The organism is Microbacterium enclense (assembly GCA_038182865.1).
In the GTDB taxonomy this organism is placed as follows: Bacteria; Actinomycetota; Actinomycetes; order Actinomycetales; family Microbacteriaceae; genus Microbacterium; species Microbacterium enclense_B.
On the sequence record CP116226.1, the window covers coordinates 4132278 to 4148544 of the forward strand.

The 16267-nt window shown below is 69.6% G+C and carries 15 protein-coding genes; 2 read left to right on the forward strand and 13 right to left on the reverse strand.

All coding sequences use genetic code 11. The annotated features are described in order from the left end of the window. Window positions 1–50: 50 nt before the first annotated feature. The gene (gene hflX, locus PIR02_19680; protein WZH36942.1) at window positions 51–1568 is read right to left on the reverse strand and encodes a GTPase HflX; all 1518 of its coding nucleotides are present in this window, start codon (window positions 1566–1568) and stop codon (window positions 51–53) included. Between the two features lie 98 nt (window positions 1569–1666). Here hflX and PIR02_19685 point away from each other — a divergent pair, with 98 nt between their 5' ends. Next, the gene (locus PIR02_19685; protein WZH36943.1) at window positions 1667–2311 is read left to right on the forward strand and encodes a methyltransferase; all 645 of its coding nucleotides are present in this window, start codon (window positions 1667–1669) and stop codon (window positions 2309–2311) included. Between the two features lie 19 nt (window positions 2312–2330). On the opposite strand, the gene dapF is transcribed toward PIR02_19685, so the two are convergent. Genes dapF through miaB form a run of 4 tightly spaced genes read right to left on the reverse strand, consistent with a single transcriptional unit; the run spans window position 2331 to window position 6152 of the window. After that, window positions 2331–3185, reverse strand: a complete 855-nt coding sequence (dapF, locus tag PIR02_19690) for a diaminopimelate epimerase (protein WZH36944.1) — start codon at window positions 3183–3185, stop codon at window positions 2331–2333. 47 nt (window positions 3186–3232) lie between these two features. Beyond that, window positions 3233–3685: a GNAT family acetyltransferase gene (locus PIR02_19695; GenBank protein WZH36945.1), complete on the reverse strand. Its 453-nt coding sequence runs from the start codon at window positions 3683–3685 to the stop codon at window positions 3233–3235. Continuing rightward, a complete protein-coding gene (gene miaA / locus PIR02_19700) occupies window positions 3682–4611 on the reverse strand; it encodes a tRNA (adenosine(37)-N6)-dimethylallyltransferase MiaA (protein ID WZH36946.1) in 930 nt (309 codons plus the stop codon). Before miaA ends, PIR02_19695 begins: the two co-directional genes overlap by 4 nt. Then, entirely contained in the window at window positions 4608–6152 is a 1545-nt protein-coding gene (miaB, locus tag PIR02_19705; GenBank protein WZH36947.1) for a tRNA (N6-isopentenyl adenosine(37)-C2)-methylthiotransferase MiaB, read from the reverse strand. The genes miaA and miaB overlap by 4 nt, the downstream gene beginning before the upstream one ends. A gap of 213 nt (window positions 6153–6365) precedes the next feature. On the opposite strand from miaB, the gene PIR02_19710 reads away from it, so the two are divergent. Further along, window positions 6366–8954: a LuxR C-terminal-related transcriptional regulator gene (locus PIR02_19710; protein WZH36948.1), complete on the forward strand. Its 2589-nt coding sequence runs from the start codon at window positions 6366–6368 to the stop codon at window positions 8952–8954. Window positions 8955–9050: 96 nt separating this feature from the next. On the opposite strand, the gene PIR02_19715 is transcribed toward PIR02_19710, so the two are convergent. The 8 genes from PIR02_19715 to PIR02_19750 form a co-directional block, all read right to left on the reverse strand. Then, the gene (locus PIR02_19715; protein WZH36949.1) at window positions 9051–9569 is read right to left on the reverse strand and encodes a regulatory protein RecX; all 519 of its coding nucleotides are present in this window, start codon (window positions 9567–9569) and stop codon (window positions 9051–9053) included. A gap of 263 nt (window positions 9570–9832) precedes the next feature. Next, window positions 9833–10885 carry a recombinase RecA gene (gene recA, locus PIR02_19720; protein ID WZH36950.1) on the reverse strand — a complete coding sequence of 351 codons (1053 nt, stop codon included), beginning with the start codon at window positions 10883–10885 and terminating at the stop codon, window positions 9833–9835. Window positions 10886–11162: 277 nt separating this feature from the next. Continuing rightward, complete coding sequence (locus PIR02_19725) at window positions 11163–11387, reverse strand: DUF3046 domain-containing protein (GenBank protein WZH36951.1); 225 nt, start codon at window positions 11385–11387, stop codon at window positions 11163–11165. A gap of 18 nt (window positions 11388–11405) precedes the next feature. After that, window positions 11406–11714: a helix-turn-helix transcriptional regulator gene (locus tag PIR02_19730; GenBank protein WZH36952.1), complete on the reverse strand. Its 309-nt coding sequence runs from the start codon at window positions 11712–11714 to the stop codon at window positions 11406–11408. A gap of 171 nt (window positions 11715–11885) precedes the next feature. Next, window positions 11886–12413, reverse strand: coding sequence for a CinA family protein (locus PIR02_19735; GenBank protein ID WZH36953.1), 528 nt, complete (start codon window positions 12411–12413; stop codon window positions 11886–11888). Beyond that, window positions 12410–12997, reverse strand: a complete 588-nt coding sequence (pgsA, locus tag PIR02_19740) for a CDP-diacylglycerol--glycerol-3-phosphate 3-phosphatidyltransferase (GenBank protein ID WZH36954.1) — start codon at window positions 12995–12997, stop codon at window positions 12410–12412. The genes PIR02_19735 and pgsA overlap by 4 nt, the downstream gene beginning before the upstream one ends. After that, on the reverse strand, window positions 12997–15696 hold the full coding sequence (locus PIR02_19745) for a DNA translocase FtsK (GenBank protein ID WZH36955.1): 2700 nt from the start codon (window positions 15694–15696) through the stop codon (window positions 12997–12999). Before PIR02_19745 ends, pgsA begins: the two co-directional genes overlap by 1 nt. A gap of 51 nt (window positions 15697–15747) precedes the next feature. Next, window positions 15748–16239 carry a GNAT family N-acetyltransferase gene (locus PIR02_19750; GenBank protein WZH36956.1) on the reverse strand — a complete coding sequence of 164 codons (492 nt, stop codon included), beginning with the start codon at window positions 16237–16239 and terminating at the stop codon, window positions 15748–15750. Window positions 16240–16267: the final 28 nt, after the last annotated feature.

Here is a 16267-nt window from a genome sequence, read left to right on the forward strand (position 1 = left end):
CGCGAAAGACCCCGCCGAGCACCACCCGGCGGGGTCTTTCGCGTGGCGCGTCAGGCGGCGAACGGCTCCAGCTCGGCAGCGAGGCGCGCGCCGACGTGCGCGTGCAGGAACGTCCCGGACTCCCGGTGTTCCTGAGCGACGATCAGGCCGCTCTCGTGCACCGCCGAGACGAGGTCTCCGCGATCGTACGGGACGACGGCCTGCACCTCGACGGCGGGAAGCGGCAGGGCCTCCTCGATCGCGGCGCGGAGCTCGTCGATCCCCTCACCGGTGCGCGACGACACGAAGTGCGCCTGTGGGGCGAGGCCCCGCAGGACAAGGCGGTCGTCGGCTGTCACCAGGTCGGCCTTGTTGAACACGACGATCTCGTGGCCGAAATCGGCGTTCACATCGCCCATCACGTCGCGCACCGTCGCCAGCTGAGCGGCCGGGTCCGGGTGCGACGCGTCGACGACGTGGAGGATGACGTCGGCGTCGCCGACCTCCTCGAGCGTCGAGCGGAACGCCTCGACAAGCTGGTGCGGGAGGTTGCGCACGAACCCGACCGTGTCGGTCAGCGTGTAGACGCGACCGTCGGTCGTCTCCGCGCGGCGGACGGTGGCATCCAGCGTCGCGAACAGCGCGTTCTCGACGAGGACGCCGGCACTCGTCAGGCGGTTGAGCAGACTCGACTTGCCGGCATTGGTGTACCCGGCGATGGCGACGGAGGGGATGGTGTGCCGCTTGCGCTCGGCGCGTTTGGCAGCGCGGGCCGGCGCGAAGTCGCGCAACTGCTTGCGAAGCAACGCCATCTTCGTGCGGATGCGACGACGATCGAGTTCGATCTTCGTCTCACCGGGGCCGCGGGATCCCATACCGGCGCCGCCGGCACCGACCTGTCCACCGGCCTGCCGCGACATCGAGTCACCCCATCCGCGCAGGCGCGGGAGCAGGTACTCGAGCTGCGCGAGTTCGACCTGCGCCTTGCCCTCGCGACTCTTGGCGTGCTGGCTGAAGATGTCGAGAATGACCGTGGTGCGGTCGATCACCTTCACCTTCACGACGTCCTCGAGCGCGCGTCTCTGGCTGGGGGCCAGCTCGGTATCGGCGATGACGGTGTCGGCTCCGACCGCGGCGACGATGTCCCGCAGTTCTTCGGCTTTGCCGCGCCCGACGTACGTCGCCGGGTCGGGGTGAGGCCGACGCTGGAGGACGCCGTCGAGAACGACGGCGCCGGCCGTTTCGGCCAGAGCCGCGAGTTCGCGGAGCGAGTTCTCGGCATCCGACTGGTAGCCCTGGGGGTGCACGCCGACGAGCACGACGTTCTCGAGGCGCAGCTGGCGGTACTCGACCTCGGTGACGTCCTCGAGCTCGGTCGAGAGCCCGGGAACACGCCGCAGCGCGGCGCGCTCCTCGCGATCCCACTGGTCGCCGTCCGTGCTGCCGCCGTACGCCGTCGCATCGTCCTGAAGCGCCTGCGCTGCACCGAAGACCCGGACCCCGCGGTGCGCATCGGCGCGCGACAGCACGCGGTCCACCGGGTCCACCGGCGCCGCGTCCGTGTTCGGGGGTGTGGTCTGTTCGGTCATGTGTTCCTTTCGTCGCGGGCGTTCCCGCGGTTTCCTGCTCTTGCTCTCGCACTTTAGCCGCCCCGACGTCGGAGGCCTGGGTCCGTTACTCTGTCGGAATGGGCAGCGAGCACTACTTCAGCGCGTCGCCATCGAGTCCCGAACAGCTCCGCCGCATCCGTGTGACGCTTGCCGGTCGCGACCTCGAGGTCGTGACGGCAGGCGGCGTTTTCAGTCCCGACCATGTGGATGCCGGGACGTCGGTGCTGCTCGCCAACACCCCGCCCCCTCCCGCCGGCGGGCACTTCCTCGACCTGGGGTGCGGGTGGGGCCCGATCTCGCTGTCTCTCGCGCTGGCATCACCGCATGCCACCGTGTGGGCGATCGACGTGAACGAACGGGCGCTGGATCTCGTGCGTCGCAACGCTGAGTCACTCGGCCTCACCAATGTGAACGCCGTCCGGCCCGAGGATGTTCCCGACGACATCTCGTTCCGGACGATCCGCTCCAACCCGCCCATCCGCGTGGGTAAGAGCGAACTGCACAGCATGCTCGAGCAGTGGATCCCCCGCCTGTCGGAGCGCTCGGACGGCTGGTTCGTCGTGCAGCGGAATCTCGGGTCGGATTCGCTGCAGCGCTGGCTCGCGGCGTCGTTCACCCCCGGCTACAGCGTCCACCGCGCAGCCACGGGTCGCGGTTTCCGCGTGCTGCGTGTGCGCCGCCACGGCTCGCCGCCCAGCGAACCCATCGACGTCGTCTCCTGACGCCGACGGGGCTCCCTCGTCAGGCCAGCGCGACCTCGCCCGTGAAGACCAGCGACGCCGGTCCCGACAGGAAGACGTGGCCGTCGGCCACCCGGACGCCGAGCGTGCCACCCGGGGTGTCCACGGTCCACACGTCGGGGGCCGCGGCTCCGGCCCAATGCCGCACGGCGAGCGCCGCGGCGGCGACTCCCGTCCCGCAGCTCAGGGTCTCGCCGACGCCCCGCTCGAAGACACGGAGCCGAATGGCCCCCACACCCTCCTGGACGAGGGGGTCGGCGGGGACGACGAACTCGACGTTCGCCCCGTTCCGCGGCGCGGGGTCGAGCACGGGCTGGTAGGTGAGGTCGAGCGCCTCGAGCTCGGCATCCGAGGCCACCGCCACCACCACGTGGGGGTTGCCGACGTCGATGCCGACGCCCGGACGTGCGACGGGCAGGCCCTTCGCACGCACGAGTGTGTCGGTCGCCTCGATCTCGAACGCCCCGAGATCGACCTCGTACCCGCGGTCGCTCCGGGTGAGGGTCTTCACCCCGGCGCGCGTTCCGATGCGCAGGCCCCCGTCGAGGGTCGCGAGGCCGGTGTCGCTCAGGTAGCGCGCGAACACCCGCGTGCCGTTGCCGCACATCTCCGCCTTCGAGCCGTCGGCGTTGCGGTAGTCCATGAACCACTCGGCACCGGATGCCAGAGCCTGGGCACCCTCGTCGATCGCGGCCGATCGCACGACACGCAGCAGCCCGTCGGCACCGATACCGAAGTGACGGTCGCAGAGGACCGCGACCTGGTCGTCGCTCAGGTCGAGCTCGCCGTCAGGGTCGGAGATGACGACGAAGTCGTTCCCCGTACCGTGGCCCTTGGTGAACGCGATGCTCGACATGTCCCCAGTCTAGGGAGCAGCCCGGCGCGCGGGAGCACCCGGCGGCGTCACGCGGACGGAGCCGCCGGGCCGCCCGGGCCGTCGACGACGAGGCGCTTTCCGGTCGCCCAGGTCTCGAACGGTTCGTATCCGAGGGCGTCGTAGAAGCCGCGAGCGCCGACGTTGTCCGGACGCACCATCAACTGCACCTTCGGGCACCCCAGGTCTTCGAGGAGACGTTCGGCCTCGGCGACCAGCGCGCGGCCGACGCCACTCCCCCGACGCGACGCCGCCGCGGCGAGGTAGTACAGCCACCCCCGATGCCCGTCGTACCCGGCCATGACCGAGCCCACGACGACCTCGTCGTCGACCGCGACGAGGAACAGCTCGGGCTGCACCGTGAGCTTGCGCCGGATGTCGGCGCGGGGATCGTTCCACGGGCGCGTCAGACCCGCCTCCTCCCAGAGCGCCACCACGGCGTCCTCGTCGGCGAGGGTGAAGGGGCGTATCTCCACGGTCACGGGTGGTCGGTCCTTTCGTCGACGATCTCCGCGGCATCCACGGTCCGGGCGTCGACCCACCGGGCCTGCGCATACCGACGGAACCACGACACCTGGCGGCGGGCATACCGGCGGGTCAGGGCCTGTGTCTCGGCGACGGCTTCGTCGCGCGTGAGGTCGCCGCGCAGCTGCGCGAGAGCCTGGGCGTACCCGATCGCCCGCCCCGCGGTGACGCCCCGCTCCAGACCCTCAGCGCGGAGAGCCTCGACCTCATCGAGAAGCCCCGAGGCCCACATCCTCTCGACCCGCGCATCCAGCAGCGGCACGAGGTCGTCTCGATCGATCGCGGTCGCCACGATGCGCGTGCGGGGATGCCAGAATTCCGGCGCCTCCGGGAGCGCACCCCCGTGTGTCTCGCTGCCCTGGGCGAGGATCTCGAGGGCCCGGACGACACGGCGCCCGTTGCGCGGATCGATGCGTTCGGCCGCAGCCGGATCGGCGTCGCGCAAGCGTGCGAAGAGCGCACCCGCTCCGAGACGCTCGAGCTCGTCCTCCAGCTGGGCGCGCAGGGCCTCGTCTCGGGGAGGGAAGCGGAAGTCCCACAGCACCCCCGAGATGTACAGCCCCGATCCACCCACGAGAATGGCGTCCGCCCCCCGACCGTGGATCTCACGGACGACCGAGCGGGCGGCATCCTGATACCAGGCCACCGCCGCCTCGTCGGTCACCGCGAGGGCGTCGAAGAGATGATGAGGGATGCCACGGCGTTCGATCACCGCCAACTTGGCCGTCCCGATGTCCATTCCGCGATACAGCTGCATCGCATCGGCGTTGACGATCTCTGCGGGACGGCCGCGCGCGGCGAGCGCCTCAGCGAGGTCGAGCGAGAGCCCCGTCTTACCGGTCCCGGTGGCGCCGACCACGGCCCACAGGCCGGGCGCGGTCACACGCCGACGCGCAGCGAGGGAAGTCCGAGCGACACCGCGCGCGGGGCGCCGCCGTCGCCGGCGGGGATGCCGCACGACTCTGCCTGCGAGCGGTCCCACGCGTCGCCGGCACGTGTCCGGCGGATGCGGAGCGGTGCGCCCTCGGGGGCATCCGCGAGCAGGTGGAAGGGCGCCGCGTGGGTCACCGTGACCGATACGACATCGCCCGGACGCGGGACCGGCGACCCCACGGGCAGCTCGAAGTGCACGAGGCGGTTGTCTTCGGCGCGGCCGGTGAGACGGTGGGTCGACGCGTCCTTCTTGCCCTCGCCCGCCGAGACCAGCACCTCGAGCGTACGGCCGAGCTGCTTCTGGTTCTCCTCGGCAGCGATGCGGTCCTGGAGCGCGAGAAGGCGCTCGTAACGCTCCTGCACCACGGCCTTCGGTACCTGGTCGGCCATCGTGGCTGCGGGAGTGCCCTCGCGGATCGAATACTGGAACGTGAAGGCGCTCGAGAACCGCGCGGCCTCGACCACCCGCAGGGTCTCCTGGAAGTCTTCCTCGGTCTCACCGGGGAAGCCCACGATGATGTCGGTGGTGATGGCCGCGTTCGGGATGCGCTCGCGCACACGGTCCAGGATGCCGAGGAACTTCTCGCTCCGGTACGAGCGGCGCATCGCCTTGAGGATGCGGTCGGAGCCCGACTGCAGCGGCATGTGCAGCTGCGGCATGACGGCGGGCGTCTCGGCCATGGCGGCGATGACGTCGTCGGTGAAGGCGGCGGGGTGCGGGCTGGTGAACCGGATGCGCTCGAGGCCCTCGATCTCGCCAGCCGCACGCAGCAGTTTGCCGAACGCGAGGCGGTCGCCGAACTCCACGCCGTACGAGTTGACGTTCTGACCGAGCAGCGTGACCTCGATCGCTCCGTCGTCGACGAGCAGGCGGATCTCGTTCAGGATGTCGCCGGGGCGGCGGTCCTTCTCCTTGCCGCGCAGGCTCGGCACGATGCAGAACGTGCAGGTGTTGTTGCAACCGACCGAGATCGACACCCAGCCGCTGTGCACGGAATCGCGTTTGGTCGGAAGCGTGGAGGGGAAGATCTCCAGCGACTCGAGGATCTCGAGCTCAGCCTCACCGTTGTGGCGAGCCCGCTCGAGCATGCCGGGCAGCGAGCCCATGTTGTGCGTGCCGAAGACGACGTCCACCCAGGGGGCCTTCTGCTGGACGGCGTCCTTGTCCATCTGCGCGAGGCACCCGCCGACGGCGATCTGCATGCCCGCGCGGGCGTCTTTCCGGGACTTGAGGTGTCCCAGGGTGCCGTAGAGCTTGCCGGCGGCGTTGTCGCGCACCGCACAGGTGTTGATCACCACGACGTCGGCTTCGGTGCCCGCGTCTGCACGGACGTAACCGGCGCTCTCGAGCGAACCGGACAGACGCTCCGAGTCGTGGACGTTCATCTGACAGCCGAACGTGCGGACCTCGTACGTGCGTGCGCGACCGTCGACCGTGACGGCCGCAGACGAAGGGGCGATCAGCGTCGGGGAGGAAACGGGGGTGGTCATGATGGGAGCCAGTCTAAGCGCCGCCGGCCGCGGCATCCCGGGGGCGAGGTGTGGGTCGCCTCCGTGTCGGTCCGGTGACGCGCGGGCCTCGCGAATCGGGCGCGATTGTGCGTTCGTCGGCCGGACTCCCGCCCCTGCGTCTCGATAGCGTGGCACCGACGCGGCGCCCTCGCGTCTGTCGGCGTGCGCACACGCACCGCGAAGGAGAGGTCCGTGAGGGAAGGTCGTCCGTGGACGTGGTCCGAGCCGCTCATCGGCGCCGACCGTGACGCCGCAGGCCTGGCCGGATCGCTCCTCGCCGGGACCTCCGTGATCGTGGCGGGAACGCGCGGCAGCGGCCGCAGTCATCTCCTGCGGGCGGTCGTGCGCGAACTGGCTCCCCACTGCGTCGCGCCCGCCGTGATCCGCCCCTCCACCGTCCTGTCGGAGGTTCCGTTCGGCGCGCTGGATGCCGCCGGCGACCCCCGCATGGTCGACCTGCGTCGAGGGCGATCCGCCGACGAAGGATTCGTGGTCGTCGTCGACGAGGTGCACGCCCTCGACGTCGATTCCGCGCTCCTGCTCGCCCGCGCCGTCGCGGACGGGCGCGTCACGCTGCTCGCTTCCCTGCTGATGCCCCGGGCACGGGCCCGCCGGGCGGACCTCGATGCCCGCGGGGTCGGTCAGACGATGCTCAGCCTGTGGCTGGACGGTCTTGCGGAACGCATCGACCTGTCCGAACTCACGTCGGCGGACGGGGAAGAGCTGCTGGCGGTCCTTCCCGGGTCGTCGACCCTGGATGCCGCGACCTGCGGCGCCATCCTCTGGCGAGCCGACGGATCGCGCACCCTCCTTCGCGAGCTCGTCGCCGAGGCGGTGGTCGCTGTGTCCGCCGGGCGAGACCCCTTCGCCGCCATCCGCGACACGTCGCCGCACAGCCGACTCTCCGTCGCGTTGAAACTGCACACAGCAGACCTGGCCGAAGCAGACCAGGAGTGTCTGGCGTTTCTCAACCGTGTTCCGCACGTTGAGTTCTCGGTCGCGACCCGCTTCGTCTCCGCAGCACGGCTCGAGGGGATGATCACGGCGGGGCTCGTCCACTCGGACGAAAGTCCGGCGCGCCGTCTGACCGCCAACGAGGCGCTCGCGCGCGAAGCCGAACGGCAACTCGGCACGGCACGTATCGAGGCTCTCATCGATGCCGCAGGCATGCGAATGCTCGATGACGACGGAGAGTGGTGGTGCGTTCCCCTCGCGGTGTCGATCGCCGAGCGCTGGCACCGAGGGACCGCGCCGACCCACACCGACACGACGCGATCGCCGGGCCTGCGCGCGCGCGTCGCTCTCGACGCCGCTCGCGTCGCGAATGATCGGGGGGATGCCGCTCACGCGGCCGCCCATGCCGCCCGCGGATTGCGGTCGCAGGAGGCGCCGGAGCTGCGGCTCGAGGCCGCGTACGCCCTCGCTACGCTCGGAACGGGCTCTGCCGAGACGGCGACCATCGACGCCATCGACCCGGAGGACCTGGACGACGACGGGCGAGGCCGTCTGGCGCGACTCCGTGTCGTCCTCGAGGACCGCAGCCTGACGGTCCCGCTGTACGCCGCGACGCGGGGCGATGCCGACACCGAGATCGAACAGCACCTCGCCGAGTCCGCACGGGCGGGCGAGACGTACGACTGGACGCGCGCGGCGGACGCCGCCGACCACGCACTGGCGCTGTCGACCGAGCGGAACGCCACGCACCTGCGCGCGCGGCTGAGCGCCGGCCTGGCCGAGACCTTCCGGGGACGCTGGACGCGGGCACGGAGGCACTTCGACGAAGTCGAGCGTCTTCTCGATGCACGCCAACGGCCGATCGACATCGGGGCGACGCACCGGTTGAGCGCGCTCCTGGTGATGTTCGCCAGTCACCACCTCGCCGGAGCGGACGGAGGTCCGGTCCACGCACGGCTCGCGCCGGAGCGGACGCGCGCAGCCCGCGAGCACGACGACGTCGCGCTGGTGATCGCGGGCGTCGCCGCGTCCATCGCCGAGACGAACCTCGACAGACCCGAGCACGCACTCCTCGAGTGGGAGGCGGTCCGCGAGAAGTCGGGGAGGGCTCTCTCGGGGCCCGACGCCGACCTGGTGGAGCTGGGTATCGCCGAAGCCCTTGCCTCGAGCGGACGGGTGCCGCACGCGCGCGCCGTGCTGTCGCGAATCGAGATCGGCGACGGTCTGCACGTGCGTCACGCACGGCTGTCGGTGGAGACCACGGTGCTGATGGCGGAAGGACGTGCCGATGAGGCCCGTGCGACCGCACGCGCTGCCGCAGAGCTGACGTTCGGACGCGAGGTTCCACCCGTGCGGGCGCGAGACCTCTTCCGCCTTCTCGTCCTCGGTGTCCTCGAGAGTGAGGAAAGGACCGAGCTGCGGGGCCTGCTGGACAGTGCCGACCTCCCCCTCGCGGGCGACCTCGCACGCCGACTCGAGGCGTGGGAGGCGGGAGAGGTGGACGACATCTCGGAGAACCTCCGATTGCACGCGATGTGGACCTCCGACGGCGGTAGCGACGGAACCCGGATCGGCCGCATCTCCCGCCTCCCGGCGTCCTCCAGCGCGACGGCGTCACCCCTGCGCGACCTGACCCGGCGGGAGCGGGAGATCGCCCTCCTGGTCGAGCAGGGCCACACCAATCGCGAGATCGCTGCCCGGCTCTACCTGTCGGTGCGGACGGTGGAGTCGCACGTCTACCAGGCGCGCGCCAAGGTCGACGCCGCGTCGCGTTCTGAGCTGGGCCGACTGGTGGCCCAATGGGAGAACCAGCAGTCCCGGGCGTAACCGTGAGCGTGAGTGTGTGCGGAGAAACCGGGCTGGCCGTCGAGAGGCGAGCGAACTCGCGGTCCACGACCGTGATCGCTGAGGAAAGACGTTTGTTCAGTCGTCGGGCGTGAAGCGAACCCCCGACAGCGAGCGGGACGGGCGCGAGGGCCCTCCTCCGACCTCGCGCAGCGCCTGACGCGCGGCATGGAGCGCGACCGACGAAGGGTACCCTCGACGAGCCAGCTGTCCGGCGAGACGGCGAAGGGCGGCGTCGTCGTCTTTGCCCCCGACGCTGCGGGCCTTGCTGCGCGCGTACTCGAGCGCACGCTCGGCGTCGTCGTCGGGCATCTCGGCGAGAGCAGCGTCTGCGACGTCACGCGGGATGCCGTGTTTGAGAAGGGTCTGCGCCACCGCCCGACGCCCTTCACCCCGCTTCTCGACGGCGGAGAGGACCAATTGCTCCGCGAACGCCGCGTCGTTGAGATAGCCGAGGTCGAGGAACCGGTCGATGAGATCCGTGATCACGACCTCGCCGGCACCGGGCACGGCGCGCAGGGCGGAACGGGCCTCCGAGACCGACAAAGAACGGGAGCGGAGCTTGCGCAGGAGCAGGGCCTCGGCGCGCTCGCGCACGTCGTCTTCTTCTGCGTTGTCTTCTCTCGCACGGGAGGTCGCTCGGCCTTCCGCGGGGCGGCCCTCTCCCGTCCTGTCTGCTTCTGCCACAGGACGGGAATCAGAGAACCCGCGACGACCGGAAGCACCTGGCGCAGGCGCACGGTCGCCGCCGAAGAGGGGAATCACCGGCGCCAGCTCATCGTCGGGCGCCGACCCCGAGCCGAGGGCGCCGTTCACGGACGAAAGTCCGCCACGGCGCCCCCGACGCTCACCATCGGTCATCAGGCCGGACGACGGGCCGCGAGCTCGTCTGCGGCGGGCTCGGCGGCGGCCACCGGAGCACCGATGCCGAGCTTGTTCTTGATCTTCGACTCGATCTCGGCTGCCACGTCGGCGTTCTTGATGAGGAAGTTGCGGGCGTTCTCCTTGCCCTGACCGAGCTGCTCACCCTCGTACGTGTACCACGCACCCGACTTCTTCACGATGCCGTGCTCGACGCCGAAGTCGATCAGGCTGCCCTCTCGCGAGATGCCGACGCCATAGAGGATGTCGAACTCCGCCTGCTTGAAGGGCGGGGCCATCTTGTTCTTGACGACCTTGACGCGAGTTCGGTTACCGACAGCCTCGGTGCCGTCTTTCAGCGTCTCGATTCGGCGGATGTCGAGTCGCACCGAAGCATAGAACTTCAGCGCCTTGCCGCCCGCGGTCGTCTCGGGGGAACCGAAGAAGACACCGATCTTCTCGCGCAGCTGGTTGATGAAGATCGCCGTGGTCTTGGTGGTGTTCAGCCCACCCGTGAGCTTGCGGAGCGCCTGAGACATCAGACGTGCCTGCAGACCGACGTGGGAGTCTCCCATCTCGCCCTTGATCTCGGCCTCGGGGACGAGAGCGGCGACGGAGTCGATCACGACCAGGTCGATCGCGCCGGAGCGGATCAGCATGTCGGCGATCTCGAGAGCCTGCTCACCGGTGTCGGGCTGCGACACGAGCAGAGCGTCGATGTCGACGCCGAGCTTCTTCGCGTACTCGGGGTCGAGGGCGTGCTCGGCGTCGATGAACGCGGCGATTCCGCCGGCCCGCTGGGCGTTGGCGATCGCGTGGAGGGTGAGCGTGGTCTTACCCGACGACTCGGGCCCGTAGATCTCGATGATGCGGCCGCGAGGCAGACCGCCGATACCGAGGGCCACGTCGAGGGCAACGGATCCGGTGGGGATGGTTTCGATGGGGGCGCGGTCGTCGCTGCCCAGTCGCATGACCGAGCCCTTTCCGAACTGCCGGTCGATCTGCGCAAGGGCCGACTCGAGGGCTTTTTCGCGCTCTGCGGGTGAGGGCATGACGTCTTCTTTCTGCTCGCGTTCCGTCGCCTATAGGCTGTCGCGCTCCTCACCGACGGTGAGGATGCCCGACAAGGCGTTCAGAGTGTCGTTCGACGTCATCCACGGTAGGGAGGGCCTCCGACATTGATGTCGCAGATCCCGCCATCTGGGGATGAATCGGTCGAAACTCCGATGTGCAGGAGCCTACGCTTTTCTCGAACGAAGATTCGATGACACGCCGAAGAACCGCCCGCGAGAACCGAAACCGCGTCGCCGAGCGACAGGTCGGGTGAGGTCAGCGCCGACGCGGGTCCAACCGGCCCACGCCGTACCGCCGTTCGCGCGGCACATCGGTCTCTTCGCACAGAGCGAGCCAGATCTCGCGAGGATCGACGCCGGCAGACAACGCCTCGGCCGGAGTCCGCCCTCCCACCGATGAGAGGACGAGATCGGACATCAGAGAGCCGCCGCGCGCGCCGAACTCGTCGGCGACGGCGCGCTCGAACTCACTACGACGCATGCAGCACGACGCGAGGGATCAGCGCAGCGACAGCTCGGGCTCGACCTCGGCGACCAGGTCGTCGGGAACGACGTCAGGGAAGGTCTGCAGGCCCTCGAGCACCGACAAACGGTCACCGACCTCGCGCATGATCGAGGAGATGGGCACATCGAGTGCCTCTGCGACCGATGCGAGGATCTCGCTCGATGCCTCCTTTTGACCGCGCTCCACCTCACTGAGGTAGCCGAGGGCCACGCTCGCGCGGCTGGCGACCTGACGGAGGGTACGCCCCTTCTGCTGGCGGAGGTCACGCAGGACTTCGCCGATCTCTTGACGAACCAGGATCATTTCGGGCCCCTCCTCACTGCTGATTCCGTCGCTGTCCGAGTGGACAACGGTACAACACCATGTGGTCACCCTAATGCCGCGCGCTGGGCAGTGGATGGGAATCTCTATCCGAAACCCCTATGTGTCATCATTTGTTCCCGCATCCGGATGCCGTTCCCGTTCGGGCCGCTGTCACAGGGCGGCAAGCGTGCGTCGAACCGCGATCCGAGCGGCTTCCCGCCGGATCCGATCACGGTCGCCGGTGATGACCAGGGAGTCCACGCTCGTCCCCAGTGGCGTCGAAACGCCGATGTGAACCGTCCCCACGAGGTGCCCGTCCTGTGTCTCGGGGCCGGCCACTCCCGTCGTCGCCACCCCGACGTCTGCCGGAACGCCGTCGCGCCCGAGCACGTCGCGCACGCCGCGCGCCATCTGACGAGCGACGCGCGGATGGACCGCGCCATGCGCCTCGAGCAGCGCCGCGTCGACGCCGAGGACGCTCTGCTTCACGTCGGTGGCGTAGGCCACGACTCCCCCGCGCACGACGCGCGAGGCCCCGGGGACGTCGACCAACGACGAGACGACGAGACCTCCGGTCAGCGACTCGGCGACCGCGACGGTCCAGCCGAGCTCGGCGAGGCGATCGAGCAGCAGAGCGGCGCTCTCGCGGGGGTCACGAACCAGCGTCTCGTCGAAATCCTCGGGAATCCCGTGCGTCACCGTGCCCTCCGTGCCGTGCGTGCTGCCCGCACCTCCGTCACGACATAGTCGAGCCCCGAGGCGATGGTGAGGACGACCGCGATGGTCATCGTCACCACTCCGACCCACCAGACCGTGGACTGCCAGGCAGCGGCATCCGAAAGACTCGCGAACGGCAGCAGAGCGATCGACAGGGCGACGGCTTGGGCGACCGTCTTGAGTTTGCCCATCCACGCGGCGGCGAGGACGTGGTCGCTGACCACGATGAACCGATAGATGGTGATGCCGATCTCACGGACCAGGACGATGATCGTCACCCACCAGTCCAACTCGCCGAGGATCGACATCCCGACGAACGCGACGCCCGTGAGGGCCTTGTCGGCGATCGGGTCGAGGAGCTTGCCGAGGTCGCTGACGATGTCGTACTTGCGCGCGATGAACCCGTCGATGCCATCGGTCGCGATGGCGACGATGAAGACGATCCCCGCCGCCCATCGCAGCGCTCCGCCCGCACCGCCGTCGGCGAGCAGCATCCAGAGGAAGACAGGAGCGCACAGGATGCGCGCGATCGTGATCGCGTTGGGAAGCTGGGGGTGAACGGCCATCAGTCGCGCCCCGTCAGCTGCCAGGCGTCTTCGGAGCCGTCCTCGTCGTCGTTCACGACCGGGAGGCCCTCGAACTGCGCCTCGATCGGATCGGCGCCGTAGCGGTCGTCTCCCGTGGGCGCAGCGGGCGCGTCGTCACCGCGGAGGCGGGCGATCACAGCCGGCAACTGCTCGTTCGTCACCAACACGTCGCGAGCCTTCGACCCTTCGGACGGACCGACGATCTCTCGGGACTCGAGAAGGTCCATCAGACGTCCGGCCTTGGCGAAGCCGACACGCAGTTTGCGTTGCAGCATCGAGGTCGAGCCGAACTGCGTCGAGACGACGAGCTCGGCGGCAGCGAGCAGAAGCTCGAGGTCGTCACCGATGTCGGCGTCGATCTCCTTCTTCTCGGCCGCGGCCTGCACGTCGGAGCGATACTCGGGTCGCGCCTGCTGCGTGACGTGGGCGACGACCTTCTCGATCTCCTGCTCGCTCACCCAGGCCCCCTGCACGCGGAGCGCCTTGGACGCCCCCATGGGCAGGAACAGACCGTCACCCTGCCCGATCAGACGATCGGCGCCCGGCTGGTCGAGAATGACGCGGGAGTCGGTGACGCTCGTCACCGCGAAGGCGAGTCGCGACGGGACGTTGGCCTTGATGAGGCCGGTCACGACGTCGACCGAGGGGCGCTGCGTGGCCAGCACGAGGTGGATACCGCTCGCGCGAGCGAGCTGGGTGATACGGACGATCGAGTCTTCGACATCGCGCGGCGCGACCATCATGAGGTCGGCGAGCTCGTCGACGACCACGAGCAGGTACGGGTACGGCTTCAGGACCCGTTCGCTGCCCGCCGGCAGGGTGATCTCGTTGTTCACGACCGCGCGGTTGAAGTCGTCGATGTGGCGGAATCCGAAGGACGCGAGGTCGTCGTACCTCATGTCCATCTCCTTCACGACCCACTGCAGCGCCTCGGCCGCCTTCTTGGGGTTCGTGATGATGGGCGTGATGAGGTGGGGGACCCCCGCGTACGACGTGAGTTCCACACGCTTCGGGTCGATGAGCACCATGCGTACGTCGGAGGGCTTCGCACGCATGAGCAGGCTCGTGATCATCGAGTTGACGAAGCTCGACTTGCCCGAACCGGTCGAGCCGGCCACGAGCAGGTGGGGCATCTTGGCGAGGTTCGCCACGACGAAACCTCCGCCCACGTCTTTGCCCACACCGATGGTCATGGGGTGCGTCGATGAGGTCGCCGCGTCGGAGCGAAGGATGTCGCCGAGCGTGACGATCTCACGGTCGGCGTTGGGGATCTCGACACCGATCGCACTCTTGCCCGGGATGGGCGCGAGGATGCGCACTTCGTTCGACGCCACCGCGTACGCGATGTTGTTCGTGAGCGCGGTGATCCGCTCGACCTTGACGCCTGGGCCGACCTCGATCTCGTACTGCGTGACCGTGGGGCCGCGCGAGAAACCGGTGACGCGAGCGTCGACCTTGAACTGCTCCATGACGCTCTCGATGGCCTTCACCACCGCGTCGTTCGCCGCGGACCGAGCCTTGGGCGGCGTGCCGGTGGCCAGAGCGGTGACCGCGGGAAGCCGGTAGGTGGCGGCAGGCGGGGCGCCGGCGTGGTCGCCCCCGAGACCCGAGATCCCCGGCAGGTCGTCGGTGGTCGCATCGTCGACGGGAGAGTCGTCGAGCAAGCCCCGACCGTTCGCCGCTCCGGCGAGAGTGCCGGCATCGAACACCTCGGTGAGGGCATCGGGCGCGGGCGCGGCGGGCACCGGAGGGCGCACGGGAGCGGCCACCGGCTCCGGCGCCACGACAGCGGACTCGAAGCCCCCTTGGGCCGTGCCCGGAGTGAGAAGCGCGGTCAGATCGTCGGACCCGAGCGCACCGTCGACGTCTTCCTCGCGACCGGACTTGTTCCGCCGCCACCACGGCAGCGACTTCTCCGCCGGCTCCTCGTCGTCATCGTCGGCGGCGGGCAGCACCTTGGTCGTCGCGTCGGACTGCTCCGTCCGCTCCACACCGAACATCCAGGCGTACAGGTCGCCCAGTCGGCGCCCGATGCGATTGGGGGGTGTCTTGGTGAGGATGAGGATGCTGAGCACCGCCAGCAACGACAGGGCGATGTAGGCGCCCACATCCGTCAGCAGGGAGAGGGGCTCGCCCAGAATCCAGCCGGCGAGACCTCCGGCGAGGCTGAGCACAGGGAGTCCCTCGCTCGGTGCGGGTCCGCCCCCGGCCACGTGGCAGAAGCCCGCGACCGTGATGATGAAGAGCGCCCACCCGATCCCGACCCGACCGTTGTCATGGACGGACGCCGGGTGGCGGAAGAGCCATCCCGCCAACAGGAGGAGGAGCACGGGCAAGACGAACGCCACCCGGCCCACGAGTGCGCCGAAGCTGTACGCGCTGATCAGGGCCGCGACGTCGTTGCCGACGAAAAACCACTCGACGACGGCACCGATGACGGCGAGGACGACGAGGAAGAACGGGAAGCCGTCGCGCCGCTGGTCACGTTCGAGGTTCTCGAGACCGAACGCGCGGAACATGCCGCCCACGCCGTGGGCGACAGCCATCCACGCGCGCGCAGCGATCGACGGCTTGTCGGGCTCGTCGACGTAGCGCTTGGGCGCCGGAGCCGCAGCTTTCGATCGCGACGCCCCCTTCGCGGGGGCGCGACCGCCGGAGGGGGACGAGGTACGAGCCATTCCTCCACGGTAGGCGGCACCACCGACATTCGGCCGTACCCACGCGGGGCTTCAGCGCAGTCGCTTCACCATCACATCGCGTCCGATCCCCCGCCGCACCACCGCGAAACCCTCCGAACGGTAGAGCGAGACGGCGTAGTTGTCGCGTTCGACGCTCAGGCTGATGCGGGCGAACCCCTGGGCGGCGGCGTGCTCCGCCAGACGTTGCAGCAGCGCCCGTCCGACACCGTGTGCGCGCCACACCGGTCGCACCCCGATGATGAGTTCGGGAACGCCGGTACCCACCCACCCGAACCCCGGCTCGTCGCGCGGCAGCATGCGATACCACGCGGCTCCCACGGGTTCGCCGCTCGGCGCCTCGGCCACGAATCCCGCATCGCCGGGGCGCAACCACCCCGCGATGTACCGCCGATGTTCCGGACTGCTGAGGATCTCGTGGCGCGGACGGGCCGCGCCGGCACGCCAGGTGGCGGCCTCGACCGTCATATCGGCGAGGAACGCGCCGTCTGACGGGAGTGCCGCGCGGATCGGGAGAGCGGGCATGCCCGCATGATAGCGACGACACGTCCCC

Coding starts and splice junctions, on each gene's coding strand:
- hflX (WZH36942.1), bottom strand. CDS start 1,568: ATGACCGAACAGACCACACCCCCGAACACGGACGCGGCGCCGGTGGAC.
- PIR02_19730 (WZH36952.1), bottom strand. CDS start 11,714: ATGATCCTGGTTCGTCAAGAGATCGGCGAAGTCCTGCGTGACCTCCGC.
- pgsA (WZH36954.1), bottom strand. CDS start 12,997: ATGGCCGTTCACCCCCAGCTTCCCAACGCGATCACGATCGCGCGCATC.
- recA (WZH36950.1), bottom strand. CDS start 10,885: ATGCCCTCACCCGCAGAGCGCGAAAAAGCCCTCGAGTCGGCCCTTGCG.
- PIR02_19685 (WZH36943.1), top strand. CDS start 1,667: ATGGGCAGCGAGCACTACTTCAGCGCGTCGCCATCGAGTCCCGAACAG.
- dapF (WZH36944.1), bottom strand. CDS start 3,185: ATGTCGAGCATCGCGTTCACCAAGGGCCACGGTACGGGGAACGACTTC.
- PIR02_19750 (WZH36956.1), bottom strand. CDS start 16,239: ATGCCCGCTCTCCCGATCCGCGCGGCACTCCCGTCAGACGGCGCGTTC.
- PIR02_19725 (WZH36951.1), bottom strand. CDS start 11,387: ATGCGTCGTAGTGAGTTCGAGCGCGCCGTCGCCGACGAGTTCGGCGCG.
- PIR02_19745 (WZH36955.1), bottom strand. CDS start 15,696: ATGGCTCGTACCTCGTCCCCCTCCGGCGGTCGCGCCCCCGCGAAGGGG.
- miaB (WZH36947.1), bottom strand. CDS start 6,152: ATGACCACCCCCGTTTCCTCCCCGACGCTGATCGCCCCTTCGTCTGCG.